23 protein-coding genes and 1 pseudogene are annotated in these 26,576 nt (G+C 67.6%); 16 read left to right on the forward strand and 8 right to left on the reverse strand.

All coding sequences use genetic code 11. The annotated features are described in order from the left end of the window. Positions 1–111: 111 nt before the first annotated feature. Positions 112–1,974, reverse strand: a complete 1,863-nt coding sequence (locus CFB49_RS19150) for an ABC transporter ATP-binding protein (protein WP_089492056.1) — start codon at positions 1,972–1,974, stop codon at positions 112–114. A 488-nt stretch (positions 1,975–2,462) separates the two neighbouring features. Here CFB49_RS19150 and CFB49_RS19160 point away from each other — a divergent pair, with 488 nt between their 5' ends. Continuing rightward, positions 2,463–3,344, forward strand: a complete 882-nt coding sequence (locus CFB49_RS19160; protein WP_069618572.1) for a Dyp-type peroxidase — start codon at positions 2,463–2,465, stop codon at positions 3,342–3,344. A 96-nt stretch (positions 3,345–3,440) separates the two neighbouring features. Here CFB49_RS19160 and CFB49_RS19165 read toward each other — a convergent pair whose 3' ends face one another. Continuing rightward, positions 3,441–3,842 carry an OsmC family protein gene (locus tag CFB49_RS19165; RefSeq protein ID WP_069618571.1) on the reverse strand — a complete coding sequence of 134 codons (402 nt, stop codon included), beginning with the start codon at positions 3,840–3,842 and terminating at the stop codon, positions 3,441–3,443. Positions 3,843–4,389: 547 nt separating this feature from the next. Between CFB49_RS19165 and CFB49_RS19170 the strand changes: the two genes are divergently transcribed. From CFB49_RS19170 to CFB49_RS19190, 5 genes are all read left to right on the forward strand, one after another. Next, positions 4,390–5,454 (forward strand): helix-turn-helix domain-containing protein, encoded by a 1,065-nt coding sequence (locus CFB49_RS19170; RefSeq protein ID WP_069618570.1) that lies wholly within the window; start codon positions 4,390–4,392, stop codon positions 5,452–5,454. After that, a complete protein-coding gene (locus CFB49_RS19175; RefSeq protein ID WP_069618569.1) occupies positions 5,403–6,719 on the forward strand; it encodes an Nramp family divalent metal transporter in 1,317 nt (438 codons plus the stop codon). Before CFB49_RS19170 ends, CFB49_RS19175 begins: the two co-directional genes overlap by 52 nt. 80 nt (positions 6,720–6,799) lie before the next feature. Beyond that, a complete protein-coding gene (locus CFB49_RS19180; protein ID WP_089436132.1) occupies positions 6,800–7,390 on the forward strand; it encodes a phosphatase PAP2 family protein in 591 nt (196 codons plus the stop codon). A 453-nt stretch (positions 7,391–7,843) separates the two neighbouring features. Next, a complete protein-coding gene (locus tag CFB49_RS19185) occupies positions 7,844–8,632 on the forward strand; it encodes an SDR family oxidoreductase (protein ID WP_069618567.1) in 789 nt (262 codons plus the stop codon). Between the two features lie 37 nt (positions 8,633–8,669). Continuing rightward, complete coding sequence (locus CFB49_RS19190) at positions 8,670–9,686, forward strand: NADP-dependent oxidoreductase (protein WP_089492786.1); 1,017 nt, start codon at positions 8,670–8,672, stop codon at positions 9,684–9,686. Between the two features lie 75 nt (positions 9,687–9,761). Here CFB49_RS19190 and CFB49_RS36820 read toward each other — a convergent pair whose 3' ends face one another. Next, positions 9,762–10,016 (reverse strand): hypothetical protein, encoded by a 255-nt coding sequence (locus CFB49_RS36820; protein WP_249190680.1) that lies wholly within the window; start codon positions 10,014–10,016, stop codon positions 9,762–9,764. Here CFB49_RS36820 and CFB49_RS19195 point away from each other — a divergent pair. Further along, positions 9,976–10,407 carry a thioesterase gene (locus CFB49_RS19195; RefSeq protein WP_249190677.1) on the forward strand — a complete coding sequence of 144 codons (432 nt, stop codon included), beginning with the start codon at positions 9,976–9,978 and terminating at the stop codon, positions 10,405–10,407. The two genes, CFB49_RS36820 and CFB49_RS19195, sit on opposite strands and share 41 nt — an antisense overlap. A gap of 46 nt (positions 10,408–10,453) precedes the next feature. Here CFB49_RS19195 and CFB49_RS19200 read toward each other — a convergent pair whose 3' ends face one another. From CFB49_RS19200 to CFB49_RS19215, 4 genes are all read right to left on the reverse strand, one after another. Beyond that, positions 10,454–11,506, reverse strand: a complete 1,053-nt coding sequence (locus CFB49_RS19200) for an AI-2E family transporter (RefSeq protein WP_050017367.1) — start codon at positions 11,504–11,506, stop codon at positions 10,454–10,456. A gap of 232 nt (positions 11,507–11,738) precedes the next feature. Then, positions 11,739–12,323 (reverse strand): BPSL1445 family SYLF domain-containing lipoprotein, encoded by a 585-nt coding sequence (locus CFB49_RS19205; RefSeq protein WP_069618564.1) that lies wholly within the window; start codon positions 12,321–12,323, stop codon positions 11,739–11,741. Between the two features lie 64 nt (positions 12,324–12,387). Further along, entirely contained in the window at positions 12,388–12,774 is a 387-nt protein-coding gene (locus tag CFB49_RS19210; RefSeq protein WP_069618563.1) for a DUF883 family protein, read from the reverse strand. A 285-nt stretch (positions 12,775–13,059) separates the two neighbouring features. Beyond that, the gene (locus tag CFB49_RS19215; protein WP_089492058.1) at positions 13,060–14,931 is read right to left on the reverse strand and encodes an ExeM/NucH family extracellular endonuclease; all 1,872 of its coding nucleotides are present in this window, start codon (positions 14,929–14,931) and stop codon (positions 13,060–13,062) included. Positions 14,932–15,137: 206 nt separating this feature from the next. Here CFB49_RS19215 and CFB49_RS19220 point away from each other — a divergent pair, with 206 nt between their 5' ends. The 8 genes from CFB49_RS19220 to CFB49_RS19255 all read left to right on the forward strand — a co-directional run bounded on the left by CFB49_RS19220 (position 15,138) and on the right by CFB49_RS19255 (position 25,020). Further along, a complete protein-coding gene (locus CFB49_RS19220) occupies positions 15,138–15,491 on the forward strand; it encodes a YciI family protein (protein WP_069618562.1) in 354 nt (117 codons plus the stop codon). A gap of 125 nt (positions 15,492–15,616) precedes the next feature. Further along, complete coding sequence (locus CFB49_RS19225) at positions 15,617–16,036, forward strand: YciI family protein (protein WP_069618561.1); 420 nt, start codon at positions 15,617–15,619, stop codon at positions 16,034–16,036. A gap of 26 nt (positions 16,037–16,062) precedes the next feature. Then, positions 16,063–16,479, forward strand: a complete 417-nt coding sequence (locus tag CFB49_RS19230; protein WP_089492059.1) for a VOC family protein — start codon at positions 16,063–16,065, stop codon at positions 16,477–16,479. After that, positions 16,476–17,744 (forward strand): RNA polymerase sigma factor, encoded by a 1,269-nt coding sequence (locus CFB49_RS19235; RefSeq protein ID WP_089436135.1) that lies wholly within the window; start codon positions 16,476–16,478, stop codon positions 17,742–17,744. The genes CFB49_RS19230 and CFB49_RS19235 overlap by 4 nt, the downstream gene beginning before the upstream one ends. Before the next feature lie 359 nt (positions 17,745–18,103). Next, positions 18,104–19,885 carry a ShlB/FhaC/HecB family hemolysin secretion/activation protein gene (locus tag CFB49_RS19240; protein WP_249190676.1) on the forward strand — a complete coding sequence of 594 codons (1,782 nt, stop codon included), beginning with the start codon at positions 18,104–18,106 and terminating at the stop codon, positions 19,883–19,885. Positions 19,886–20,035: 150 nt separating this feature from the next. Further along, positions 20,036–22,801 (forward strand): filamentous hemagglutinin N-terminal domain-containing protein, encoded by a 2,766-nt coding sequence (locus CFB49_RS19245; protein WP_089492061.1) that lies wholly within the window; start codon positions 20,036–20,038, stop codon positions 22,799–22,801. A 337-nt stretch (positions 22,802–23,138) separates the two neighbouring features. Further along, positions 23,139–23,561: a rubrerythrin family protein gene (locus CFB49_RS19250; protein ID WP_006497294.1), complete on the forward strand. Its 423-nt coding sequence runs from the start codon at positions 23,139–23,141 to the stop codon at positions 23,559–23,561. A gap of 121 nt (positions 23,562–23,682) precedes the next feature. Then, positions 23,683–25,020, forward strand: a complete 1,338-nt coding sequence (locus tag CFB49_RS19255) for a heterodisulfide reductase-related iron-sulfur binding cluster (protein WP_089492787.1) — start codon at positions 23,683–23,685, stop codon at positions 25,018–25,020. 49 nt (positions 25,021–25,069) lie between these two features. Here the strand turns inward: CFB49_RS19255 and CFB49_RS19260 are convergent. Beyond that, positions 25,070–25,270: pseudogene (locus CFB49_RS19260) on the reverse strand (zinc ribbon domain-containing protein); the annotation flags it as partial. A gap of 154 nt (positions 25,271–25,424) precedes the next feature. Between CFB49_RS19260 and CFB49_RS19265 the strand changes: the two are divergent. Then, entirely contained in the window at positions 25,425–26,006 is a 582-nt protein-coding gene (locus CFB49_RS19265; protein ID WP_089436138.1) for a DUF3501 family protein, read from the forward strand. Positions 26,007–26,576: the final 570 nt, after the last annotated feature.

A 26,576-nucleotide genomic window follows, 5' to 3' on the forward strand; every position in this document is an offset into this window, starting at 1 on the left:
GATACAAAAAAGGCCGTGCGCGTGGCACGGCCTCGATCCGGATCCGCTGGCTGGCCGATACGGCCCGGCGGCGATGACCGCGCCGCCGGGCCGTGTCGTGATGCGCCTGCATCAAACCTTCGCCGGCTCTCCCAGCGGCCCGGCATCGCGATCCGCCATACGCCGCGGCGAATCGGCGAGCCCCTTCGCGAGCTCCAGCGCCTGCCGCTCGAACAGCCGGCGATAGATGCCGCCGTCGATGCGGATCAGCGCATCGTGGTTGCCTTCCTCGATCACCTTGCCGCGATCGAGCACCAGCAGCCGGTCGAGCGCGCGCACGGTCGACAGCCGGTGCGCGACGACGAGCGTCGTGCGGCCGACCATCAGCCGCTCCATCGCCTGCTGGATCAGCAGCTCGCTTTCGCTGTCGAGGCTCGACGTCGCTTCGTCGAGGATCAGGATCGGCGCATCGGCGAGGAACGCGCGCGCGATCGCGACGCGCTGGCGCTCGCCGCCCGACAGTTTGATCCCGCGTTCGCCGACGAGCGTGTCATAGCCGTCCGGCAGCGCGGCGATGAAGTCGTGCGCGCTCGCCAGACGCGCGGCGCGCTCGATGTCGGCGCGGCTCGCGTCGGGGCGCGCATACGCGATGTTTTCCGCGAGCGTGCGGTGGAACAGCACGGGCTCCTGCTGGACGATCGCGATCTGGCTGCGCAGCGAATCCTGCCGCACCTGCGCGATATCCTGCCCGTCGATCGTGATGCGGCCGCCCGACACGTCGTACAGGCGCTGGATCAGCTTGATGAACGTCGTCTTGCCCGACCCCGAATGGCCGACGAGGCCCACGCGTTCGCCGGGCGCGATCCGCATCGAGAAATCGTCGTACAGCGGCACCGGATGGTTGCCGTAGCGGAACGTCACGTGCTCGAAGCGGATCTCGCCTTGCCCGATCCGGATGGCCGGCGCGCCGGGGCGGTCGTCGATGCCGAGCGGCTGGCGTTCGAGCGCGACGAGTTCTTCCATGTCGTTCACCGAGCGCTGCAGGTTGCGGATGTGCATGCCGACGTCGCGCAGGTAACCCTGCAGCATGAAGAACATCGTCAGCGCGAACGCGATGTCGCCGACGCTCGCCTCGTCGTTCATCCACAGCCGCAGTGCGACGCCGATCATCGCGGCCTGCATCGCGACGAGCATCGCGCCCTGCAGCCCGCCGTTGAACGTGCCGCGCACCCACGTGCGGCGCGTGCGCTGCCGCCACTTGCCGATCACCCGCGCGAGCCGCGCTTCCTCGCGCGTTTCCGCGCCGAACGCCTTGACGACCGCGTTGCAGCTGACGGCGTCGGCGAGCGCGCCGCCCATGCGCGTATCCCACAGGTTGCCGAGCCGGGCGGCCGGCGCGACGATGCCGAGCGACACCGCGACCGTCACCGCGATGTACAGCAGCGAACCCGCGCCGACGACGAGCCCCATCACCGGCCAGTGCGTGCCGAGCAGCACGGTCGCGCCGACCAGCATCGTGACCGACGGCAGCAGCGCGATCAGCACGGTGTCGTTGAGCAGGTCGAGCGCCCAGATCCCGCGCGTGATCTTGCGTACGGTCGAGCCCGCGAAGCTGTTCGCGTGCCAGTCGGTCGAGAAGCGCTGCACGCGGTGGAACGACGCGGCGGCGATCTCGCTCATCATCTTCAGCGTGAGCGTGATGATGTTCAGGTAGACGCCCTGGCGCAGCACCGTCGCGCCGATGCCGAGCGCGGCGAGCGTGCCGAACGCGACGAGGGCTGAATGCCACGCGGCGGCGCGGTCGGTCAGGCCGGTCGACAGCGCGTCGACGAGGCGGCCGGCGAACAGCGGCGTGAGGACGTCGGCGAGCGCGGCGAGCAGCGCGAGGCTCGCGACCGCGGCGATGCGCGCCGGCTGCTTGCGCCAGTAACGGATGGTGAAGCCGAAGACGGCCTGGAATGCGTGGCCGCCCAGATGGGAGGTTTTTCTGGTCATGTATCGTTGCCCGGCGCATCGCGCGACGGGACTTTCCGGTTCGGAGAACGTCGAAAACGCAACAGCCGGGCCGCGCAACACGCGCGGGCGGAACGAAAACGGGCTGTCGGGAAAAGCGCGGCTGACGGGTTAGCGGAAAACTCGGGAGCCGGCGCGGACGGCGGGCTGGATCAGCTGCGCCGCGAGACCACGTTCGGGAAGGTTGCTGGCATTCGGAACATCTGCACCTCCCTGAAGTGAACGGTTGAATGAAAGGACGCCGAAAAGACGTGCAGCGATTTTATCAGGACAGTCGCGCGCGCCGCAACGTCTGACGAATGCGGCGTTGCTGCGTCGATACGGTTAGTATTCGGGGTTTTGGCCCCTTTTCGCGTACGTTGCGCGATGGCGGGTGCGGAGCCGGCGCGCGCATCGATTACACTTCCGCGTCCGCGGCGCGCGACGGCGTGGCCCGCACAGATTCATTCCGAACCATTCCCGAGGAAACGATGAGCGACGTTCAGCAAGGCATCCTGGCTCCGATCGATACGGCAGCCCGATACCTCACTTTCACGATGTCGAACGACGGCAATGTCGCCGCGGCGCTGGCCGCGCTGCGCGAGATCGCCGACGGACGCGATACGGTGGTCGGTTTCGGACACGCGCTGGCCGCCTATCTCGGGCACCCGGTGCCGGGCCTGACCGACTATCCGGCGTTCTCGGTGAACGACCGCACGCTGCCCGCGACGCCGGCCGACGTGTGGGTCTGGCTGCGCTCGGACGACCGCGGCGAGATCGTGCTGCGCGCGCGGGCGATCGAACGCGCGCTCGCGCCGGCGTTCGTGCTGCAGGAGGCCGTCGACGGCTTCCGCTATTCGAACGATCGCGACCTGTCCGGCTACGAGGACGGCACCGAGAACCCGGAAGGCGACGATGCGGTAGCCGCGGCGATCGTCACGGGGCAGGGCGCGGGGCTCGACGGCTCGAGCTTCGTCGCGGTGCAGCAGTGGGTGCACGACTTCGACCAGATGGAGCGCATTCCGTCGGGCGAGATGGACCACATCATCGGGCGTCGCCGTTCGGACAACGAGGAACTCGACGACGCGCCCGAATTCGCGCACGTGAAGCGCACCGCACAGGAAAGCTTCGAACCCGAGGCATTCATGCTGCGCCGTTCGTCGCCATGGTCGGACACGCGCCGTGCGGGCCTGTACTTCGTCGCGTTCGGCTGCTCGTTCCGCGCGTTCGACGTGCAGATGCGCCGGATGAGCGGCGCGGAAGACGGGATCGTCGACGGCCTGTTCCGCTTCACGCGGCCGCTGACGGGCGCGTACTTCTGGTGCCCGCCGATGAAGGACGGCAAGCTGGACCTCGCCGCGCTCGGACTGTAAGCGCCGGGGAGGATCGACGAACGGGCGGGGCGCGCCGGATGCGTGGCCCGCCCGTTTCGTTTTTCGAGCGGCAAACCGTACGGCGTACCGCGTGCGTCAGTTCAACGTCGTGTCGATCCGCGTGCCGCGCTTGATGAACTGCGTCACCGGGGTTTTCTCGCAGATTTCCGCGAGACGCTGGCGTTGCGCGTCGTCGAGCGGGCCGTCGAGCGTCACGACGCGGCGCACGTACTGCACGCCTTCGCGATCGGCGTGCAACTCGGTGCGCACGGCGATGCGCGCGGCCGGCCACGTCTTGCGCTGCATGTACATGCGCAGCGTCGCGGCCGTGCATTGCGCGAGCCCGGCCAGTACGAATTCGTACGGCGCCGGCCCGCGATCCTGGCCGCCTTCGCGCGGCGCTTCGTCGCCGGTCAGCGCGTGCGTGCCGGCCTGCAGCTGGACGACGTAGTCGGGCGCGTCGGCATCGAGGACGGCGGCGGCGTGGATGAGCGACATGGCAGGTCTCCGGGAAGCAAATAAAGGAAAGCGGGCGCCGCGTGGCGGCGTGCAGCCGTCAGCATACCGTCCCGGCCGCGCGGGCGTGCGCAGCGCGCTACGCATCGGCGATGCCGGCGCTGCTGCGCACGAGCGCGGCGATGCGTTCGCCCGCGTTCGATGCACGTCGCTGCCGTTCGCGCCGATACGCGAGCGTTCGCGTTGCCGATGTAACGCAATCGAACACGCACGCCATTACGCATGACGGCTGCAATAATCGGCTGCATCGCATACGCGATTCTGTATCGGCATACCAGCGGCGCGCGGCAACCTGTAGTAATCCGCCATCATGCTGTCCCCGTCGGCCATTTCGCGCCAAAGGCGCTACCCGTTCGGCTAAGATGCCGTCGCTTCATATTTCGGGATAGCCGTCCTGTCGCACGCATTCAAACCAAATATAAGCCTGACAGTTCGACGGTATTAGAAGAAGTCGAACAAGTCGGGGGCTTGGCCAGTGAATGCAGCAGATCAGCGGTGGGTCATTATCTATTTGAGTACGGGGTTTTCGTTGGCCCAGGCCGCGCGTCTCGGCGAGGCCTTCAACCTGGCGAATCGCCTGCATGGGTACGGTGTGGATTACCAGCTCAAGTACGTATCCGAAAGCGGGGGACTGTTGCAGTCGTCGTCCGGCGTGAGAATCGCGGCCGATCCGCTCGGCGACGAACACAGCCGCCGCGCGCGCGCGTTCTTTCATCTTCATGGCGACCGCGCGGCCGTCAACTGGGACGACGCATTGCAGCGGCGCCTGGCCGACATTCGCCAGCATGCGCGCTGGATCGTCGACGCGATGGACCTGCCCGCGCTCGCCGCCACGCAGCGGCCGTCGTCGTCGATCGACGTGCGGCCGGGCAGGGCGCGGCGCCGCGCCGCCACGACGATCGAATCGCGGGCCGGCGAGACCGACGTGTTCGCCGCCGCGCTCGACATGTTCCGCGCCGACCTCGGCGACGGCGCCGCGCGGGAGATCGCCAGCAACATGATGCGGCCGGTCGAGCAGCGCTATGTTCAGTCGATGTGGGCGTTCCGCGAACTGAGCGCGAGCCCGTCGATCCGGATGTCCGCGCAGCGGCTGCGCGCGCAGAGCGTGAACCGCATCTCGATCGCCAACGCCGCGCAGGCGGCCGCGATGAGCGAGCGCAATTTCCTGCGACGCTTCAAGAAGGAAATCGGCGTGACGCCGACCGAGTTCGTCCAGCACGTGCGGCTCGAACGCGCGTGCCACATGCTGATTCATACGACGCTGCCGGCCGACAAGGTCGCGCGGCGCACCGGGTTCGGCAGCGGCGAGCGGCTCGCGAAGCTGTTTCGCCAGCGCCTGTTGATATCGCCGACCGAATTTCGCGTCGCCGAGCGGGAAAAAATCCTCGCGCACGGCGCGGCGTCGCCCGATCCGGATGACGGGGCCGCCGCCGCGTGCCGCGACGGCGACGGGGCGGAATGCGACGCGTGCGTGGCCGCGCGCGGGAAAACGGGACGGATACCCGTAGAATCGTCGTGTCGCGACCTCGATTCCCGGTTTCCATGCCCTTCCTCCCCTCTACCGCCACCGCCCCTTTCTGCCCGTCGGAAGTAAAGGGCAGCATCACGATCGACGCCGCCGCGCCGCGCTGGCAGAAGCTCAAGCGTTTCTTCGGCCCCGGCCTGCTGGTCGCGATCGGCTACATGGATCCCGGCAACTGGGCGACCGATATCCAGGCGGGCTCGCAGTTCGGCTATTCGCTGCTGTGGGTCGTCGCGTTCTCGAGCCTCGCGGCGATCTTCCTGCAGATGCTCGCGGCGCGGCTGGGCCTCGTCGCGGGCAAGGATCTCGCGCAGGCCAGCTACGACCGCTACGGCCGGTTCGGCCGCGTCGTGCAGTGGATCACCGCCGAAGTGTCGATCATCGCGTGCGACATCGCGGAAGTGCTCGGCTGCGCGCTCGCGTTCAAGCTGCTGCTCGGCGTGCCGCTCGCGTGGGGCGTCGTGCTCACCGCGCTCGATACGGTGATCGTGCTCGGCCTGCAGGGCAAGGGATTCCGGCAGATCGAGGCGATCGTGCTCGGGCTGATCGCGACGATGGCGTTCTGCTTCGTCGCGCAGGTGGCGATCACGCCACCCGACTGGCACGCGGTGGTCGGCGGGCTCGTGCCGGGCGACCCGGGCCACGACCGCAAGGACGCGATCGTGCTCGCGCTCGGCATCGTCGGCGCGACGATCATGCCGCACAACCTGTACCTGCATTCGTCGGTCGTGCAGACGCGGCATGTGGTCGGCGGCGCGCGCGGCGTGATCCGCGACACGCTGGGGCTCGTACGCATCGATACCTGCGTGTCGCTGTTCGTCGCAATGCTCGTCAACGCGGCGATCCTCGTCGTCGCGGGCGCCGCATTTCATGCGACGGGCCAGCACAACGTGACCGACATCGAACAGGCGTACCGGCTGATCACGCCGATCGCCGGCGGCGCGGCCGCGCTGTTGTTCGGCATCGCGTTGCTCGCATCGGGGCAGAGCTCGACGCTGACCGGCACGATCGCCGGCCAGGTCATCATGGACGGTTTCCTGCATACGAAGATCCCGTGCTATCAGCGTCGGCTGATCACGCGCGGGCTCGCGCTCGTGCCGGCGCTGATCGGCGTGCTGTGGCTCGGCGACGGCTCGGTCGGGCAACTGCTCGTCTGGAGCCAGGTGCTGCTGAGCCTGCAGTTGCCGTTCGCGATGTGGCCGCTGATCCGCTCGGTCAGCGACCGCCACACGATGGGCGAACACGCGATCGGCCGCGGGATGCAGGTGGTCGCCTGGGCGCTGTTCGCCGTGATCACCGGCACGAACCTGCTGTTGATTACCGGTGTCGCGGGCTGATACAGCCTGTCACAGGCTGACACAGGCGTGCGGCGCGCATGCGGTAAACTGCCGCCTTTGGATCGACCCCGAAGTCCATTATGTGGAGTGAAATCAGCAATATCGGCGATGCCGCGCTGACCTTGCCGATCGCGCTGACCTGCGCGGCATGGCTCGTGCTGATCGACTGGCGCCTCGCCGCCCGCTGGGGCGTGCTGCTGGCCGCCGGCATGGGCGTCGTCGGCGCGACGAAGATCCTGTATGCCGGATGCGGGATCGAGCTTCCGCAATTCGATTTCCGCGTGATCAGCGGCCATACGATGCTGTCGACGTCGGTGTGGACGGTCGCGCTGTCGATGCTGTGGCAGGCGTTCCGGCCGGGCAGGGCGCCCGGCATCGCGGCCGGGCTGGCCGTCGGCGCGATCACGGCCGTCGCGCGCGTGTTCGATCATTCGCATACCGTGCCGGAAGTCGTCGCCGGCTGGATGCTCGGCGCGCTGGTCGCGCTGGTGTTCCTGCGCGGCTACGACGGCGCGCGGCAGCGCGCGTTCTCGCCGCGCGTCGCGGCGGCCTGCCTGCTGCTGGTGTCGGGCATCGCGTACGGGCACCGCGCGCCGTTCCAGCAGATGATCGACACGCATTCGCCGCAGTTTTGCGCGTTCATGCGTGCGCCGTCGGGCGACCGGGTCTGACCGGTGCAGATGGCGGGCGCTGTGGCGCCGCCTTCCTGTTGCCGGCGTTCGTCCGGCGTTTCTGGCGTTTTTCCGGCGGGTTGCACGATGCCACGCCGGTTCATCTTCCCGATTGCTTTCCCCGGTTGTGCGGAACGCAACGCCCGGCATCCCGAAAATCGACTTGCTTGCCAGCCCGTTCGATGTCTATGACAGGGCATAACGAACATTCACTTCAACGATCGGCTGCATTCGCGTACGCTGGCTGTCGTTCAACCGCGGACAGTCTGCCCGGCCGGGCATGCGTGCGTCGCGTTCGTCTCGATATACTCGCGGAAACCGTGTGGCGCGTCGTCATGTCGGCGCACCGGCCACCGGCGCACGTCGGCCGGCAGCGGCCCTGAAGGCCCGGAAAGCACGCACACCCCGTCGCGGCAGCGTTCCGCGACGACGATTCAAGACAGGAGCAGACACATGACAATCGTTTCTCCGCGCCTCGCCGGCAAGTGCGCATACATCACGGGCGCCGCGGGCGGCCTCGGCCGCGCGATCGCGCGCCGGATGGTCGAGCAGGGCGCGCGCGTGTTCGTGACCGACATCGCCGAAGCGGCGGTGCTCGACGCGTTCGCGCAGGAACTCAACGCAGGCCGCGCGACGCCGGTCGCGTTCGCCGCGACCCAGGACGTGCGCGACGAAGCACGCTGGCAGACGCTGCTCGCGCAGGCGACCGATGCGATGGGCGGGCTGTCGGTGCTCGTCAACAACGCGGGTGTCGGCTCGATCGGCTCGCCCGCGCAAATCGAGCTGGACGAATGGCGGCGCGTGATGGCGATCAACGTCGAGAGCATCGTGCTCGGCTGCAAGCATGCGCTGTCGTATCTGGCCGAGAGCCATCCCGCATCGATCATCAACATCTCGTCGGTCGCCGCGTTCAAGGTCGAACCGGATTTCACCGCGTACAACGCGTCGAAGGCGGCGGTCGCGTCGCTGACGAAGTCGGTCGCGATCGACTGCGCGCGCCGCGAGATCGACGTGCGCTGCAATTCGATTCACCCGGCGTTCATCCGCACGGGGATCGTCGAGCCGCTGTTCCAGTCGCTCGGCGAACGCGACGCGACGCGCAAGCTCGCGCGCGGCATTCCGCTGCGCCGGCTCGGCGAGCCGGACGACGTCGCGCATGCGGCCGTGTATCTCGCGTCCGACGAGAGCCGCTTCGTGACCGCCGCCGAACTCGTGATCGACGGCGGCATGTGCGCGGTCTGACGCGCATCCCGAACCACAACGATTGGAGGAGAACAGCATGTCGACACCCGTGAACCGTCAGCTGCTGCTGAAGACGCGCCCGGAAGGGCGGGTCGGCCGCGAACATTTTTCGCTCGTCGAGACGCCGGTGCCGGCGCTCGCCGACGGCGACGTGCTCGTACGCGTGCTGTATCTGTCGATGGACCCGACCAACCGCGTGTGGATGAGCGACGTGCCGCAGTACCTGCCGCCCGTCGCGATCGGCGAGGTGATGCGCGCGCTCGGGATCGGCCGCGTGATCGCGTCGCGCCATGCGGGGTTCGCGGAAGGCGATCTCGTGCAGGGGCTCGTCGGCTGGCAGGACTACGCGGTCGTGCCGGCCGAGCAGGCCGCGCAGTTCGTGAAGCTGCCCGCGCAGTCCGGCCTGCCGCTGCCGACGCTGCTCGGCGCATGCGGAATGAGCGGATTGACCGCGTACTACGGGCTGACCGACATCGCGCCGGTGCAGCCGGGCGAAACGCTCGTCGTGTCGGCGGCGGCCGGCTCGGTCGGCTCGATTGCCGGGCAGATCGGCAAGATCCACGGCGCACGGGTGGTCGGCATCGCGGGCGGCGCGGACAAGTGCCGCTACCTGACCGAGACGCTCGGCTTCGACGCGGCCGTCGACTACAAGGCCGACGATTTCCGCCAGCAACTGAAGGCAGCGACGCCGGACGGCGTGCACGTGAACTTCGAGAATGTCGGCGGCGAGGTGATGCGCGCGGTGCTGTCGCGAATGGTGATCGGCGGGCGGGTCGCACTGTGCGGCGTGATCTCGAACTACAACAGCGGCCGCGCGGCCGACGACGTCGGCGTGCTGATCTCGAAGCGGCTGACGATGCGCGGCTTCCTGATCCTCGACTACCGCAAGAGCCGCGAAGCCGTGCAGACGCTTTCCGGCTGGCTGCGCGACGGTCGGCTCAAGGCTGAGGAAACCGTGGCCGACGGCCTCGAAAACGCGCCCGACGTGCTGAATCGCCTGTTCGACGGCGACCATCGCGGCAAGCTCGTGCTGCGCGTCGATCCGGTAGCGTGACGGACGTGTCTCGCCTGGCGGATCGGGGCGCGGGCGCGTATCGATCGCGCTGAGTTCGATCAATCCGGCTGCAGTTTAGGACTTGTCCCATATATTGTCCGGGCCGCTCTCCCTACAGTGATTGCCAGCACACAGGCGGCGTGATCGACGCGTCACGCCGCCTGTTTTTTCTGGTGACGCGGCGGAGGGAGGGAACATGCGCGACAACGCGAAGCGGTTGGCATCGGCGACGGTAGTGAGTGCGGGAGTCGTGCGGAAGAGGATGTTCGGGCTCGGTGTCGCGCTCGCGATGTCGACTGCGACGTCGATCGCAATGTCGAACACGAACATGGCCGGACAGCCCGCGGCGGACGGTGTCGTGCGATTCACCGGCGCGCTCGTCGATCTCTATGACGTGACGCTCGATGCCCCGGCGGGTGTGCAGGTCGACGCGCGGAACGCGGATCACGGCGGGGCAGCGGCCACGCTCCGGTTCGATGCGCATGGGCGGCGCCTACCCGGTGCGCTGGTGACGCTGGTCGGGCCGGGCGGCGCGCCGCTCGCGGCCGATGGCGGCGCGGCGGTGCGCGCCACGTGGCACGACGCGCGCGACGATCGCAGCGTGCCGCTGGCGCCGGGCCGTGTTCATCGCGTCGGCCCGTATGGCGGCGTGATGACGGTTGCGGCGGATGAAGCAACGGGCGCCGTGGCGCCCGTCGTGATCCATATCCGTCATCCTTGACCGGCGATGTCCGCCCGCGTGCGGATCGCCGGCCGCCGGACGCGCGTCATTCGCCCTGTTCGGCGCGCGCGTAGATGTCCCAGCTCGCCATGAACAGCGCGGCGACGAGCGGCCCGATCACGAAGCCGTTGATGCCGAACAGCGCCATCCCGCCGAGCGTCGAGATCAGCACGACCCAGTCGGGCATCTTCGTGTCCTTGCCGACGAGGATCGGGCGCAGCAGGTTGTCGACGAGGCCGATCACGCCGACGCAGAACGCGACGAGGATCACGCACTTCCATACCGCGCCGATCATCAGGAAGTAGAGCGCGGCGGGCACCCACACGAGGCTCGCGCCGATCGCGGGCAACAGCGACAGGAACGCCATCAGCGCGCCCCACAGCACGACGCCCTCGATCCCGAGGATCCAGAAGATCAGGCCGCCGAGCGCGCCCTGGACGAGCGCGACCGCGATGTTGCCCTTCACGGTCGCGCGCACGACCGTCGTGAATTTCGCGAGCAGCAGGTTCTTGTGCTCTTCGTCGAGCGGCAGCGCGCGGCGCACGCGGCGGCCGATCTCGCCGCCGTCGCGCAGCAGGAAGAACACCATGTACAGCATCACGCCGAAGCTCACGACGAACTGGAACGTGTTCTGGCCGATGCTGAGCGCCTGGGTGGCCGCGAACTGGCTGATCTGCGCGGCGCCGTCGGTCAGCTTCTTCTGGATGCCCGGGATGTTGGTCAGCCCGTATTTCTGCAGCAGGTTCTGGATCGACGTCGGCAGCGCGTGAATGATGTCGTGGAAATACTGCGAATAGTTCGGCTGGGCATCCTTGAGCTCCTGGTACACGTACGCGATTTCCTGCACGAGCGTGGCCGTGACGAACACAAGCGGCAGGATCACGATCAGGATGATCAGCGACATCGTGACGAGCGCGGCCAGATTGCGCCGCTTGCCGAAGCGTGCGGCCAGCCAGCGCTGCACGGGCTGGAACAGGATCGCGAGAATGGTGCCCCAGAAGACGGCGCCGGAGAACGGCGCGAGGATCCAGCAGAGTCCGACGGTGACCGCGAACAGCAGGAAGTAGAAGAATTTTTGGTGATCGTGTCCGCTATCCATGGGTACATTCGCGCAGATTGATGCGTGGTTTGATTGAATCTCGTTGCCCCGCGCGCGATCGGTTCGCGAACGTCGGGTTCGCGGCGCAACGCGCCGCCGGGCGGCCCATGCGGAGTATGCCCGCAAAGGTGCCGCCATCATAGCCGCTGCGTGATGCACATGCGAAAACGCCGCGGCCGGGGCCGCGGCGCTGCCGGGAAGCGAACGCGGCCGGAGGCCGCGTGCCGCATCGTCAGATGTTGAGCTTGGTGACCTTCGTGCCGTTCACCGACAGGTCGCCCATCAGGCCTGCATTGGTCAGGACCAGCACTTCCACCGGTGCGGTAGCCGTGTTGGAGTCGACCGCGCCGTTCGCGCCGACCTTCACGACCGCGACCGACGCGTCTGCGCCGGCCGACCAGCCGTCCGACTTGCGGAACGAGTCGAGCGCATCCTGCGTCATGAACAGGAACACGACCGCCTTCGACTGCGCGCCGGCCTGCAGGCCGACTGACAGCGACGACGTGTTGTAGTAGCCGACGGTGCTGCCGCCGACGCGCAGCGCGCCGTTGCCGGACTGGGCGCCGACGATGAAGCCGGCCTGCAGCACGTTCGGGAACACGAGGACGCCGCGCGCTTTCGAGACCAGGTCGCGCGAGCCGGGCACCGTCGAATACAGGCGCGACAGCGTCGCGTTCACGCTGGCGTCGATCGACTCGCGCTTCGACGCGCTGGCCGCGGGGCTATCGGGTTTGCCGGACGTGGTCGTGCAGCCGGCAAGGGCGAGGCTGCCGAGCATCACGGCAGCGGCGGCTTTCATGGCGAGGGATTTCTGCATGGCGTTTCTCCTTCGTTGTCTGATGGATGACGGGCGAGGCGGGCGGCGGTGGACGCCGCCCCGTTCAACGGCGGGAAAGGAGCAGGCCCGCAACGAACGCAAGGCCCGCGACGACGCCGGCGGTTTGCCACGGGTTGTCGTGCACGGCCTGCGACACGCGTTCGGCCGATTCGCGCAGCCGGGCGGCCGCGCTGCCCGATGCGTAGTCGAGCGCGCCGCGCGCTTCGTCGAGCCGGGATTGCACGCGCTTGCGCAGCGCGGCGATATCGCCATCGCCATCGTTTTTCAGCAGATCTTCCAGTTCGTCGACCAGCCCGCGCAGATCGTCGGTCACGTCGGCATGCAGATCGCGGGCGGCCGCGCGCGTCGTGCGGCCCACGCGCCGGCCGGTGCGACGGATATCGGACAGCCCGCGGTCCAGCTTGTGTTCGATCGAGTCGGTAAGCGCCATGGTGTTTATCCTCCTTTGATTCCAGGCAATTTGAAGATAAGACGAATCGCTGCAACTAATGTGATTCACTTGATCCGATTGAGTTTCGAGACAAATTTTCAATTCGTCAGCCGGATCGCCGGGAAACCCCGTCGCGCGGGGCGGCGCAGCGGTTGAAAAAATTTCGCGCGTCGGGGCGATACAGCGTGTCGAGCAGCGGGTCGCAGTGAAGGTCCGGTAAATATGGCGCCCCCACGGGCATCAGGTAAATAGTGCCGTTGCAGGTTGAGCGTTGATGCAAATGCACTACTCGACGCTCGATTCAGGCGCACGATTCGTGCCTGATGCTGGCTGTGGGCCGGTGTCGTTCAGCGCGACGTCGATGACGACGGGATCGTGGTCCGACGAGCGGTAGGCGTCCGGCGCGTAATAAGCCGACCGTCGCGTGCGCGTTTTGTAATCGGGCACGGGTTGCAGCGCGAGCGGTTCGTCCGCATTGATGTGCCAGAACCGCACGGCCTTCACGCGCGCGGCGAGCGGCGGCGTGGCGAGCGCATGGTCGAGATTGCCGGCTTCGCCGCGAAATACGTAGCTGTACGCAGCATCGCCGACGAAGCGCGCAACCAGATTCGCGTAGCCGCGCGCTTCGAGCGTGCGGACCGGGTCTTCCTTCGCATAACTGTTGAGATCGCCGATCAGCAGCACGCCGCCGGCCGCGACGCCCGTCGGCGACGTGGCGAGCCAGTCGGCGACGCGCGCGGCCGCCCGCGTGCGCGCCGCATTCCAGCAGCCCTGGCCGTCCGACTGGTCGAGATCGGCGCCGCTCGCATGCGGGCAGTTCTTCGACTTCAGGTGATTGACCGCGACCGTGAGCGCACGCGTGCCGCCGATGCGCCGGAACGTCTGCGCGAGCGGCGGGCGATGCCGGCCGCCGAGCGAGACGGTGGCGGCGCGCCCGACCGGCTCGACCGTGCGGCTGTCGTACAGCAGCGCGACTGCAATCGCGTCGCGGCCCAGCCGCGCGGTGCCGGGATCGACCGCGCGCCAGCCGTCGCCGAGTTGCGCGGCGAGCCGACGGATGGCGCTCGCGTCGCCGTGGCCGTTGTTCGCGATTTCCATCAGCCCGATCACGTCGGCGCGCAGCGCGCGCAACGCCGCGACGATCTTCGCTTCCTGCCGCGCGAACGCGGCGGCCGTTTTCGCGCCGCGGTTGGCCGGCGCGTCGAATCCGCCGCCCTGGCCGTCGCCGTTGAAATAGTTGAAGACGTTGAACGACACGATGCGTACGTCGGCATCGGGATGCCGGGCCGGCGCCGCGGTACGCGGGTTCGCGGCGGCATCGAATACGGGCGCCGTGCCGGCCACCGGTTGCAGCCGCCATGTGCCGTAGCGCAACTCGAGCACGCCTTCGACGCCGCGTACCGTGTAGCCCGCGCGCAGCGTGTTGGCGGCGCTCAGCGCGGGCGGCGGATAGCGGACGGTCGCCGGGTCGCGGCGGTTCGAACCGTCGTCGAGCACGATGCGATTCAATGCGTTGGCCGTTGCCTGGGCGGCAGCGTCGGCCGGCGGCGCGACCTGGGTCGGCACGCGCAGCCGGCCGTTGCTCAGCACGATGCTGCCGTAGCGGCCGAGTTCGTGGGTATCGCTGACCGTCAGCGTTTGCGGCAGGCGTACGCGCATGGCTTCGTGCGCGGCGAGGACGGCGGGCGACGCGACCGGCAGCGTGAGCGCGGCCGGCGTGGCCGTCTGCCCGCGTGCGCAGACGGCCACGCGGCCCGACAGCGTGAGCTGCGTCCGGCCGTATTTCTCGTCGACCTTGCCGGTCAGACGCACGAGATCGCCGGGTTCGGCGCGCGCGTCCGGTGCGTAGACGAACAGGCCTTCCGAAACGCCCGGCCGGCGTTGCCGTTGTGCGTCGGCCTGCTGGACGAAGAAGCCGCCCAGGCCGTCGGCGCCGCCGAACGCCGCGGTGACGACCGCCTCGATCGACGTCGTTTGCCCGGCGAGCGGCGACCGACCGCCGGCGCGGCGGATCTCGGCAATCGCCGTGGCTGCGCCGCCGCAGCCGCTGCTGACCGGCAGCGCGGCGGTGGTCCGCCGGGCGCAGAAGGCCACGGACAGCACGACGGACACCACGACGAACAGCGCGACGGCAAGCAGGGGGAGCGGGCGTGACATGGGGCGATCCACAGGATGAGAATCCGACAGTTCGGGACCGCATCTTGAAGGCAAAATGTCAGGCTGCGGGCGAAATGGCCGTTCGGCCATTGCCGGTTGGCCAACGATGCGGCAAGCCGCCCCGCGGCTGTTACGCTTTCGCACCGGGCGTCGTGTGCCGCTCGTCCGCTGCATGTCGCCGCACCCCGTTCCCACAGGAGAAATCCATGTCTTACATGCTGTTGATTGTCGAACCGGTCGAACAGCGCGCCGAGCGCACGCTCGACGAAGGCCAGGCGCTTTATGCGCGGATGGTCGAATTCGCCGAGTCGTTGAAGGCGCGCGGCGTGCTGCGCGGCGTCGAGTCGCTGGAGCGGTCCGAGCGCGGCACGCGCGTGCAGGTGCGCGACGGCGAGACCCGGCTGCTCGACGGCCCGTTCGCGGAGGCGAAGGAGATGGTCGGCGGCTTCTTCCTCGTCGACGTCGACACGCGCGAGGAAGCGATCGAGATCGCGCGCCAGTGCCCGGCCGCGCAATGGTGCACGGTCGAGGTACGCGCGGTCGGCCCGTGTTTCCTGTGAGTGCCGCGACTCGGTATTTACCCTGATTTGTCGTGGCGCGTGTCGATCTGGCCGTCTTCCGCCCGTCGTCCGGGTAAGGCGCCGCGGAACGGGCGCCGCTTTCCACCGACGACAAGGAGTGAACGATGCGATTCATGATCATGATCCGGGCGAACGCCGTCAGCGAATCCGACGCGTTGCCGGACAACCGGCTGGTCGAGGCGATGACGGTCTATCACGAGGAACTGGCGAAGGCCGGCGTGCTGCTCGACGCCAACGGCCTGAGGCCGAGCGCCCACGGCTGGCGCGTGCGCTACACGGGCGGCAAGGGCACGGTGGTCGACGGCCCGTTCGCCGAAACGAAGGAACTGATCGCCGGCTACACGCTGATCCAGGTGCGCTCGCGCGACGAGGCGCTCGAATGGACCCGCCGGTTCCCCGCGCCGTTCGGCGCCGAACTCGATTGCGAGATCGAGGTGCGGCCGCTGTTCGAGCTCGACGACCTCACGCCGAGCGATGCGGTCGAGCGGTTCCGCGATCTCCACGTCGGCCGCAGCCACGCCTGAATCCAACCTCACCGGGAGCACCCGTCATGCACAAGATGGTTTTCATCAACCTGCCGGTAGCCGACCTGCCGCGCGCGAAGACGTTCTACCAGGCGCTCGGCTTCGAGGTCGTGCCGGCCTATACCAACGAGCAGGCCGCCTGCATCAAGATCAGCGACACGATCTTCGCGATGCTGCTCGTGCGGCCGTTTTTCCAAACCTTCACCGACAAGACCATCATCGATCCGGCGACGCACATCCAGGTGCTGTCGTGCCTGTCATGCGACAGCCGGGCCGAAGTCGACACGCTCGTCGCGAAGGCGCTGGCCGCCGGCGGGGCTGCGCCGCAGGCGCCGCGCGAGTACCCGAACATGTACGGCCACGGGTTCACCGATCCGGACGGCCACACGTGGGAACTGATGGCCATGCCGCTGGAGGCGTCCGCCCAGGGGCCGGCGTCGTGACGCATGAGGCGACGCATCGTGCGATCGAAGCGGTCTGGCGAATCGAGGCGCCGAAGATCATCGCGCGCGCCGCGCGCGTGGTGCGCGACGTCGGCGTGGCCGAGGAGCTGGCGCAGGACACGCTCGTCGCGGCGCTCGAGCACTGGCCCGTCGACGGCGTGCCCGACAACCCGGCCGCGTGGCTGATGACGGCCGTGAAGCGTCGTGCGCTCGACCGGGTCCGGCAGGAGTCGCTGCATGCGGCGAAGCGCGACCAGCTCGGCCACGAGATGGACGCGCTCGAAGCGCATGTCGTCCCCGACATCGCGGACGCGCTCGCCGACGCGCGCGACGACGACATCGGCGACGACCTGCTGCGGCTGATCTTCACGTCATGCCACCCGGTGCTGTCGACCGACGCACGCGTCGCGCTGACGCTGCGGCTGCTCGGCGGGCTGACGACGGGCGAGATCGCGCGCGCGTTCCTGACGCCCGAGCCGACGATCGCGCAGCGGATCGTGCGCGCGAAGCGCACGCTCTCGGCCGCGCACGTGCCGTTCGAAGTGCCGGCTGCCGATGCGCGGCCCGCGCGGCTCGCGTCGGTGCTCGAAGTGATCTACCTCGTGTTCAACGAAGGCCATGCGGCGACGGCGGGAGACGACTGGATGCGTCCGGCGCTATGCGACGAGGCGTTGCGGCTCGGCCGCGTGCTGGCCGGGCTCGCGCCGGATGAAAGCGAGGTGCTCGGGCTCGTCGCGCTGATGGAGCTACAGGCGTCGCGCATGCATGCGCGCGTCGATGCGCAGGGCCGGCCCGTGCTGCTGCTCGACCAGGACCGCAGCCGCTGGGATCCGCTGCTGATCCGGCGCGGCCTCGCGGCACTGGAACGGGCGACGAAGCTCGGTGGCGTGCGCGGGCCGTATGCGCTGCAGGCCGCGCTCGCCGCGTGCCATGCGCGTGCGCGTCGGGCGGCGGACACGGACTGGGCGCAGATCGTCGCGCTGTATGACGCGCTCGCCGAAGTCGCGCCGTCGCCGGTCGTCGAACTGAATCGCGCGGTGGCCGTGGGAATGGCGTTCGGGCCGGCTGCGGCGCTCGAACTCGTCGACGGGCTGCGCGACGATCCGGCGCTCGCGCGCTATCACTGGCTGCCGAGCGTGCGCGGCGATCTGCTCGCGAAGCTGGGCCGCACCGACGAAGCGAAGCTCGAGTTCCGGCGCGCGGCGGAACTGACCCGCAACGCGCGCGAAAGGGAATTGCTGCTCAAGCGTGCGACGGATGCGTGAAGTGGATCGCGCGCCGTCGCGGCGCGTCGGCGGGAAATGCTCGCGAGCCCGGCCGGAAGCGGTGCGGTGACGACACGCCGAATGCGGCATGACCGGCCGGTGCGCACGAGTCGGCGCCTCTCGGCGGGATCCGCGATATGTCGGCCGATTTAAGCGATGTCCTAATTGGACGCTAAAAAATAATAATACGTGTACGAATTATATTTCAAGATGATAATTTTAATTGAAACTTAAATGCAAGGCTTCGCATAATCCGCGCTTGATTGACATGTCGCGCGATGGGCGGGGTCCGAGTGTTAAGGATAGTTAACAAAAAGAAGTATGGGCGGATGGAGCCCACGGAGTCGCGACGCGCCCGCATGCGCCAGTCTTGCGCATCATGCGAGACCGGGCGCGGCCCGATAAGATCCGGTCGCATCGGTCAGCTCCCGGATCTGGTCATGCGGCCGCGACGCATTGCGAGCCGCGCGCTGTGCGCCGCGAACCTGGTGGCATTCGCTGTTGCCGCGGCTGCCCAGACCCCCGAGTCCGGCGCGCAGCCGCTCAATGCGCAGCGCCATCAGGCCCAACAGCTCGACGAGATCCGGCAGCAGATGCTCGACCGGCCGGACGTGCTGTCCGCGAAGCCGCCGCGTGAATCCGACGCGCTGCCATTGCCCGAAGAAACGCCGTGTTTCGACATTCACACGATCGAATGGCGCGGCGCCGACGCATTCCTGTGGCTGCGCGACGCCGTCCCGTTCGAGCACGCCTGCATCGGTGAAAAAGGCTTGGGTCTGCTGCGCGAACGGATCGGCCGCCGTCTCGTCGCACGCGGATACGTCACGTCGCTCGTCAGCATTCCGTCGCAGGATCTGTCGACGGGACGCTTGATCATCGAGGTGCTTCCCGGCCGCATCGGCGCGATAAGCGACGAGCGCGGCCGGATCGGCTGGGTGCGCATCGCGTTTGCGCGCGGCGCGCACGCGTTGCTGAACGTGCGCGATCTCGATCAGGCGCTCGAGAACATACGTCGTCTGCCCGGTCAGGCAGCCACCGCGTTCGATCTGGTTCCCGGCGCGTCGCTTGGCGATACCGACATCGTCGTCCGGCCTCCGGACGATACGCGCCGCTTTCGCTTCATCGCGACGGCCGACAACGGCGGGCTCGATGCGACCGGTCGCAACCAGCTCGGCGCGATCGTCGCGATCGATTCGCCGCTGCGGCTCTACGATCAGTTGATCCTCACCTACAACACGGACGCATCGCTGGGCAACAAGGCGATCGGCTCGCAGGCGAAAAGCGCCGCATGGAACGTGCCGATCGGCTATGCGTCGTTCTCGCTCGGCATCAGCGAGTGGACGAGCCGGCAGGCGCTGTTGAACGATGTGCCCGGCCTTGTCGTGCCGCCGTTCGGCCAGCGGACCCGCCGCTACGAGGCCGGCATCGGCTACGTGCCGTATCGCTCCGGTCACGGCAAGACCACGCTCGGTTTCCGGCTTGCTCGACGCGAGGACCGTTCGTGGTTGGGGCCGATCGGTATCGACGTGATGCGCCATGACATCGTCAGCTATGAGGTGAGCGCGGCGCATCGCGAGAAGCTCGCGCGCGCGACCATCGACGCGAGCATCAGCATGCGCGCAAGTCTCGCCGGGTTGAGTCCTTTCCCCGGCCATATCAACGGTCGGGACTCGTGGGACGGCCGCTATCGCGTGTTTACCGCGGCGTTCGGCGCCGATGCCCCGTTCCGGATCGGCGCGCGGCCGTTCGGTTATCGCGGGTTCGTCCAGTTCCAGTACACGCCCGGCGTGCTGCCGTCCACGGAGTACCTGCAGATCGGCGGCCGCTACACGGTGCGTGGGTTCGACGGCAACCAGACGCTCGCTGGAGCCTCAGGCTGGTTATGGCGCAACGAGCTGGCGACGCCGTTGTTCGGCATGCACGAGGTCTATGCCGCGCTCGATGCCGGCCAGATCGTCGGCGAAGGCGCGGACGAGGGCGCGGGCCGGGGAGGCCGCATGCTGATCGGCGCCGCGCTCGGCGTGCGCGGCGGTTACCGGATGCTCGGCTATGACGTCGCGCTCGGCATGCCGCTTCACAAGCCGGGCGCGCTGCGAACCGCGCAACCCATGTTCCTCATGTCGCTTACGAGCCGTTTCTGATCGGTGCGGGCGCACCCGCGTTCGCCATATGCCACGGAGGGAACCGCCATGTAAGCACGTTTGCCCGTTCATCGGCCGATCGACGGACCGGCCCGATCCGGCGTGGCCTGAGCCATGCCTGTCATTCATCTTCAGAAAAACGAGAAGACCATGAAACATCAACTCGACCATCATCGCCGGCGTGCGGCCGTGCCATCCGTGCGCACCGCGCTTGCCGCGGCGCTCACGCTTGCAATGCCGATCCTCGCGACACAGCCCGCGTTCGCGCAGCCCGGGCTCGTCGTGGATCCGAGCGGGGCCAATCGCCCCGGCCTCGGCACCGCACCGAACGGCACGCCGATCGTCGACATCAACGCACCGGACGCCGCCGGCATTTCGACCAACCGCTTCACCGAATACAACGTCGGTTCGACGGGCCTGGTGCTGAACAACAGCGTGGGCCGCACGCACACGCAACTGGCCGGCGACATCGACGGCAACGCGCGGCTCGGCGGCCGGTCGGCGCAGGTGATCCTGAACCAGGTGACGGGCGGCAACGCGTCGGTGCTCGCGGGCACGACGGAAGTCGCGGGGCAGAAGGCGCGCGTGATCGTCGCGAACCCGAACGGGATCAGCGTGAACGGCGCGAGCTTCATCAACGCGAGCCGCGTGTCGCTCGTCGCGGGCACGACGGAATTCGACGAGATCGGCAACGTCAAGCAATTCCGGACCGAGAACGGCCGCCTCACGATCGACGGCGACGGGCTCGATGCGCGCAATATGGATCAGCTCGATCTCGTGGCGCGCACCCTGAAGGTGAACGCCGCGCTGCACGCGAAGAAGCTGGTCGCGGTCGCCCAGCAAGGGACGGCCGCGATCGAGAATCCGCAGGCGATGTCGTTCGATGCTGCGACGGGTGGAGAATTGCCGCGTGTCGCGATCGACGTGTCGAAACTCGGCAGCGTGCATGGCGAGGATTCGATCGTCATGCGTGGCACGTCGGCGGGCGTCGGCATCAATATCTCGGGCAAGCTCGAGGCGGTGACGGGCTCGATCTCGCTGCTGTCGGATGGCAAGGTCCGGATCTCGAATGGCGGGTCGCTGCGCGCGAAGCGTCTGTCGGTGCCGTCCGGCCTGCAGATCGGGGGGAACTGGACGGACGACGACGAGGCGACGAAGCCGCCGGTCAAGCCGGAGCCGCCGGTCGCCGAAACGAAGCCGCCAGTCGATCCGGAGCCGCCTGTCGCGGAAACGAAGCCGCCGGTCGATCCGGAGCCGCCGGTCGCGGAAACAAAGCCGCCGGTCGACCCGGAACCGCCGGTCGCGGAAACGAAGCCGCCGGTCGACCCAGAGCCGCCGGTCGCGGAAACGAAGCCGCCGGTCGACCCTGAGCCGCCGGTCGCGGAAACGAAGCCGCCGGTCGACCCGGAACCGCCGGTCGCGGAAACGAAGCCGCCGGTCGACCCGGAACCGCCGGTCGTCGAAACGAACCCGAAACTCGTCGTCGACCCGAACGCAGCCGATCGCCCCGTGCTTGGCGCCGCGCCGAACGGCACGCCGATCGTCGACATCAATGCACCGGACGCCGCCGGCATTTCGTCGAACCGGTTCCTCGAATACAACGTCGGTCCGAACGGCCTTGTGTTGAACAACAGCACGAAGCGCACGCACACGCGACTGGCCGGCGATATCGACGGTAACGCGCGGCTCGGCGGCCGGTCGGCGCAGGTGATCCTGAACCAGGTGACGGGCGGCAACGCGTCGGTGCTCGCAGGCACGACGGAAGTCGCGGGGCAGAAGGCGCGCGTGATCGTCGCGAACCCGAACGGGATCAGCGTGAACGGCGCGAGCTTCATCAACGCGAGCCGCGTGTCGCTTGTCGCGGGTACGACGGAATTCGACAGGTACGGTCGCGTCAAGCAATTTCGGACCGAGGACGGCCGCCTCACGATCGAAGGCGACGGGCTCGACGCGAGCAGCGCGAATCAGCTCGATCTCGTGGCGCGCGGCGTGAAGGTCGATGCGGCGGTACGCGCGAAGCAGCTGTTCGCGATCGCCCATCAAGGGACGGCGGCGCTCGAGCAGACGGTGCCGCGGACGTTTTCCGGGCCGGCGAGCGGCAACGCGCCGGACGTGGCGCTCGACGTGTCCGCGTCGGGCAGCCTGCAGGCGGACACGATGGCGCTGGTCGGCGCGTCGGCGAAAACCGGCGTCAGGATCGCCGGTACGGTGGACGCATCGGCCGGTGGCGTCTCGATCTCGTCTACCGGCAAGACGCGGATCGAGTCGACCGGACACCTGCAAGCGGGCGCGTTGCGGCTGATGAACGGGCTCGACAACAGCGGTACGGTTCGCGGCGGCACTGTAAACGTCGCTGGCGATCTCGACAACGACGGTTCCGTACAGGGACGCAGCGTCTCGATCAGCGGCAACGCAACCAATGCCGGCACGCTGCACAGCGACGGCGCGCTCGACATCGCTGGCCGTCTGGCCAATAACGGCGCCGACAGCGCCGTCGACGGGCGCGACGTTCGGGTCATGGGCAACGTCGTCAACGAAGGAACGCTGGGGAGCGCCGAGTCCCTGAAGCTCATGGGATCGCTGACCAACAGCGGTACGGTCGGCGGTCGCAACATTCAGGTGATGAGCAACCTGGTCAACACCGGCTCGCTGCGCGCGGAGAAATCGCTGTCCGCGATGGGCAACGTGACCAACCGCGGTACGATCGACGCCGGCAACGTGCGGATCATGGGCAATACGACCAATGACGGCACGCTGCACGGCGACGATTCCGTCCTCGTGATGGGCAGCCTGTACAACGGGTTGTCCGGCATCACCAGCAGCTACGGCGGCGTGACCGGCTTCGGGCGCATGTCGGGGCCTGGGCGTGTCGTCAGCTACATGGCGCGTCCGTTGCCGGCCGACAAGGTCCGATAAACCTCGATCGCACGGCTCGTACCGAGTCGGGCAAGCCGGGCGTCGCGTCGTTGGCGATGCCCGGTCCTTCACTCGCATCGCCACGGCGCGCTTCGTCATGGCCCGGATATCGGCCGCGGTCCGTGATGGAAGTCGTGTCGCCCGCACGCTTGCACGAACGATCGCCCGGCAGCGGGCGGCCGCTATCGGCCGGATTGAAAAAGCCTATTGGGGGATGCGAACGCCAGCGCCTAGATTAAAAGGCACGAAGCGCGCGCGTCCGGCGTGTGCTTCGTTCCCCACATACCTGATCGGCCCGGCGTCGCACGCGGCCGCGCCGACTCGAACGGAGGCGCACATGGCTCAACTCAAGGGCAGCAAGACCGAAGAGAACCTGAAGGCCGCATTCGCGGGCGAATCGCAGGCGAATCGGCGCTATCTGTATTTCGCTTCGAAGGCCGATGTCGAGGGGCAGAACGACGTCGCCGCGCTGTTCCGCTCGACCGCCGAAGGCGAAACCGGCCATGCGCACGGCCATCTCGAATACCTGGAAGCCGTCGGCGATCCGGCGACGGGCTTGCCGTTCGGTTCGTCGCGGCTGAATCTCGAATCGGCGATCGCCGGCGAAACGCACGAATACACCGACATGTATCCGGGCATGGCGAAGACCGCGCGCGACGAAGGTTTCGACGAAATCGCGAACTGGTTCGAGACGCTCGCGAAGGCCGAGCGCAGCCACGCGAACCGCTACACGAAGGCGCTGGACAGTCTCGTCGACTGACGGGCCGCCGCAGGCCGCACGGCATCGCCGCGCGACCGGCACGCGGCAGCTGTTCGTTCATCGCCGCCTGCGTCGCGCGGGCGGTGCGCTTGCGCACATGCGCGCCATGCGGGAGCGCCTCATGCCCCACAAGGAAGGCAGTCTCGAAGCTCCGACCCGGCATCCGCTCGACTGGCAGTCCGAAGCGTTCTACGATCAGGCCGAGATCGACGCGGAAATGACCCGCGTATTCGACATCTGCGCCGGCTGCCGACGCTGCGTGTCGCTGTGCGGCGCGTTTCCGGCGCTGTTCGACCTGGTCGACGACACGCCGACGGGCGACATCGACGAAGTGCCGAAGGAAGCGTTCGGCAAGGTCGTCGACCAGTGCTATCTGTGCGACCTCTGCTACATGACGAAATGCCCGTACGTGCCGCCGCATGCATGGAACGTCGACTTCCCGCACCTGATGCTGCGCGGCAAGGCCGCGCGCTACAAGCGCGGCGAAGCGACGCTGCGCGACAAGGTGCTGTCGAATACCGATGCGCTCGGCCATTTCGCCGGCATTCCGGTCGTCACGCAGGCGGTCAACGCGGTGAACCGCACGCCGCCCGCGCGCCACGCGCTCGAAGCGGCGCTCGGCGTCGATCGCAACGCGTGGCTGCCGGAGTTCGCGCCGCGCACGTTCCGGCGCGCGGCCGAGCGCTCGGACAACCCGCCCGTGCGCGACGGCGAACGCACGCCCGGCAAGGTCGCGATTTACGCGACGTGCTACGTGAATTTCAACGAGCCGGGGATCGGCCACGACCTGCTCGCGATCCTCGCGCACAACGAGATCCCGTACGAACTCGTCACGCGCGAAGCGTGCTGCGGGATGCCGCTGCTGGAGCAAGGCAATCTCGACGGCGTCGCCGCGAAGCAGGCGGTGAACATCCCGGTGCTCGAACGTTACGCACGCGAAGGCTATGCGCTGATCGGCGCGATCCCGAGTTGCGTGCTGATGTACAAGAGCGAGTTGCCGCTGATGTTCCCCGCCGACGCAGCCGTGCGCGCGGTGGCCGACGCGTTCTGGGATCCGTTCGAATACGTGATCGCGCGGCATCGCGACGGCCTGCTGAAGACCGATTTCAAGACCGGTCTCGGCAGCGTGTCGTATCACGTGCCGTGCCATGCACGCGTGCAGAACATCGGCCGCAAGACGGCCGATGCGCTGTCGCTCGTGCCCGATACGCGCGTGACCGTCGTCGAGCGTTGTTCGGGCCACGCGGGCACGTTCGGCGTGAAGAAGGAATTTCATGCGGACGCGATGCGGATCGGCGCGCCGGTGTTCAAGGCGATGGCCGAGCCGCGGCCGGACGTCGTGTCGTCCGACTGCGCGCTCGCCGGCCATCACATCGTGCAGGGCATCGACGAGAACGGGCTGCCGCCGGCGCCGCTCGCGCATCCGCTGACGCTGCTGCGGCGCGCGTACGGCATCTGAGCCGCGGCCGCGCATCCACGAGGACATCCTTGACGTTCTCCTCTCCCTGAAGGGAGAGGATTCCCGCACCTGGCGATGCACGTCCGCATCGGAGAATGTTCAACGCAGCATTGGTATCTCGATCATGCAAGACACCACAGTCACTGCAGGCCCACGCTCTTATTCTCAGTCCCGCGATACCTTTCGGCCGCGTCGTGCTGTCTTTCGATCCGCACGCCGAACAGGACTGGGTGGAACCGCTTTCGTCGACTCACGGCTCTGCTTGTTGAGCAGTCCGTTGAGCGACTTCACGCGGTAGCGGTAGACAAGAATCATGCAGGTGATCCCACCCCGTGGAAGAAGCTGCCTGTCAACAGCACCCCTTTCCTCCCCGTCCTGAAGGACGGGGTTTCTCGGAGCAACTGATGACGCTGACCCGCGATTCCCTGCTGACGCTCGAAGCGTACGCGAAGATCCGCAAGGCCGAACACGCGCGACTCGTCGCGTACAAGCGCCGCCGCGCGGTGGCGCTCGGCAACCACCTGCGGTTCCTGTTCGAGGACGAGACGACGATCCGCTACCAGATCCACGAGATGCTGCACATCGAGAAGATCTTCGACGAAGCCGGCATCGAAGGGGAACTCGACGCGTATCTGCCGCTGGTGCCCGACGGCACCAACCTGAAGGCGACGATGCAGATCGAGTACGAGCACGAGATCGAACGGCGCGCGGCGCTCGCGCGGCTGATCGGTGTCGAGGATCGCGTGTACCTGCGGGTCGACGGGCACGCGAGCGTCTACGCGATCGCCGACGAGGATCTCGAGCGGGACAACGCGGAGAAGACGTCGGCCGTGCACTTCGTCCGCTTCGAGTTCGACGCGCCGATGCGCGCGGCGCTCAAGGGCGGGGCGGCGCTGTCGATCGGCTGCGATCACCCGGCCTATACGATGCCGGCGCAGCGCATCGACGCGGACGTGACCGCGTCGCTGGTCGGCGATCTGCGCTAGCGCCGCCGTCGTCGCGGAGCCGCGTACGCCGGCTTCGGGCTTTCCGTTCCGACCCGGAACAGCAGCGCCCTGCGGCCTGCGGCGCGGCCGCTTGCCGCTCTCCGCGAAAATGTAACAAGCGTGACGGATTTGCATGCGGGGACAGAGTGGGCGCGCTACGTCAGCGTATTTTCATTCCTCGCAGCGAAACAATAAAAAGATTGTGCATCGAGATAATTTGATTTAGCTCAATTTGAATGATTTACCGATTTGTGAATGGCTCGTTACGAAATTTTCCATGATTTACCGATTTCCGGAAGCCATTCCGGAAGAGCTTGCCGGCAAGGGTCGGACCAGCCTGTAACCACCGGTGCAGCGCATTCCTCAGACGCTGCGGAGCCCCGTCAGCCGGGCCGTTGCAGCCATCGGCATAAAGATCCCGTAAAAAAATTCAAGCGTAAATGGATTGCTCGCCGATGGCAGGTTGTTTCAGTGCGTAACATTAAGTCATTGTCATATTGAGATAAACCCTAAGGATGGTATGCTTCGTGCACAAAAATTCCCACATTGGAGTGAGACCGCGATTTGTGC

This window comes from Burkholderia sp. AU17457 (genome assembly GCF_002223255.1).
GTDB classification, from domain to species: Bacteria; Pseudomonadota; Gammaproteobacteria; order Burkholderiales; family Burkholderiaceae; genus Burkholderia; species Burkholderia sola.

What these genes read in the sequence shown, in the direction of transcription:
- CFB49_RS19190 (WP_089492786.1), top strand. Translation starts at nt 8,670, where the DNA reads ATGTCGACACCCGTGAACCGTCAGCTGCTGCTGAAGACGCGCCCGGAA.
- CFB49_RS19215 (WP_089492058.1), bottom strand. Translation starts at nt 14,931, where the DNA reads ATGTCACGCCCGCTCCCCCTGCTTGCCGTCGCGCTGTTCGTCGTGGTG.
- CFB49_RS19150 (WP_089492056.1), bottom strand. Translation starts at nt 1,974, where the DNA reads ATGACCAGAAAAACCTCCCATCTGGGCGGCCACGCATTCCAGGCCGTC.
- CFB49_RS19165 (WP_069618571.1), bottom strand. Translation starts at nt 3,842, where the DNA reads ATGTCGCTCATCCACGCCGCCGCCGTCCTCGATGCCGACGCGCCCGAC.
- CFB49_RS19245 (WP_089492061.1), top strand. Translation starts at nt 20,036, where the DNA reads ATGAAACATCAACTCGACCATCATCGCCGGCGTGCGGCCGTGCCATCC.
- CFB49_RS19185 (WP_069618567.1), top strand. Translation starts at nt 7,844, where the DNA reads ATGACAATCGTTTCTCCGCGCCTCGCCGGCAAGTGCGCATACATCACG.
- CFB49_RS19250 (WP_006497294.1), top strand. Translation starts at nt 23,139, where the DNA reads ATGGCTCAACTCAAGGGCAGCAAGACCGAAGAGAACCTGAAGGCCGCA.
- CFB49_RS19180 (WP_089436132.1), top strand. Translation starts at nt 6,800, where the DNA reads ATGTGGAGTGAAATCAGCAATATCGGCGATGCCGCGCTGACCTTGCCG.
- CFB49_RS19225 (WP_069618561.1), top strand. Translation starts at nt 15,617, where the DNA reads ATGCGATTCATGATCATGATCCGGGCGAACGCCGTCAGCGAATCCGAC.
- CFB49_RS36820 (WP_249190680.1), bottom strand. Translation starts at nt 10,016, where the DNA reads ATGTTCGTGTTCGACATTGCGATCGACGTCGCAGTCGACATCGCGAGC.
- CFB49_RS19160 (WP_069618572.1), top strand. Translation starts at nt 2,463, where the DNA reads ATGAGCGACGTTCAGCAAGGCATCCTGGCTCCGATCGATACGGCAGCC.
- CFB49_RS19210 (WP_069618563.1), bottom strand. Translation starts at nt 12,774, where the DNA reads ATGGCGCTTACCGACTCGATCGAACACAAGCTGGACCGCGGGCTGTCC.
- CFB49_RS19200 (WP_050017367.1), bottom strand. Translation starts at nt 11,506, where the DNA reads ATGGATAGCGGACACGATCACCAAAAATTCTTCTACTTCCTGCTGTTC.
- CFB49_RS19230 (WP_089492059.1), top strand. Translation starts at nt 16,063, where the DNA reads ATGCACAAGATGGTTTTCATCAACCTGCCGGTAGCCGACCTGCCGCGC.
- CFB49_RS19220 (WP_069618562.1), top strand. Translation starts at nt 15,138, where the DNA reads ATGTCTTACATGCTGTTGATTGTCGAACCGGTCGAACAGCGCGCCGAG.
- CFB49_RS19175 (WP_069618569.1), top strand. Translation starts at nt 5,403, where the DNA reads ATGCCCTTCCTCCCCTCTACCGCCACCGCCCCTTTCTGCCCGTCGGAA.
- CFB49_RS19240 (WP_249190676.1), top strand. Translation starts at nt 18,104, where the DNA reads ATGCGCCAGTCTTGCGCATCATGCGAGACCGGGCGCGGCCCGATAAGA.
- CFB49_RS19255 (WP_089492787.1), top strand. Translation starts at nt 23,683, where the DNA reads ATGCCCCACAAGGAAGGCAGTCTCGAAGCTCCGACCCGGCATCCGCTC.
- CFB49_RS19265 (WP_089436138.1), top strand. Translation starts at nt 25,425, where the DNA reads ATGACGCTGACCCGCGATTCCCTGCTGACGCTCGAAGCGTACGCGAAG.
- CFB49_RS19205 (WP_069618564.1), bottom strand. Translation starts at nt 12,323, where the DNA reads ATGCAGAAATCCCTCGCCATGAAAGCCGCCGCTGCCGTGATGCTCGGC.
- CFB49_RS19195 (WP_249190677.1), top strand. Translation starts at nt 9,976, where the DNA reads ATGTCGACTGCGACGTCGATCGCAATGTCGAACACGAACATGGCCGGA.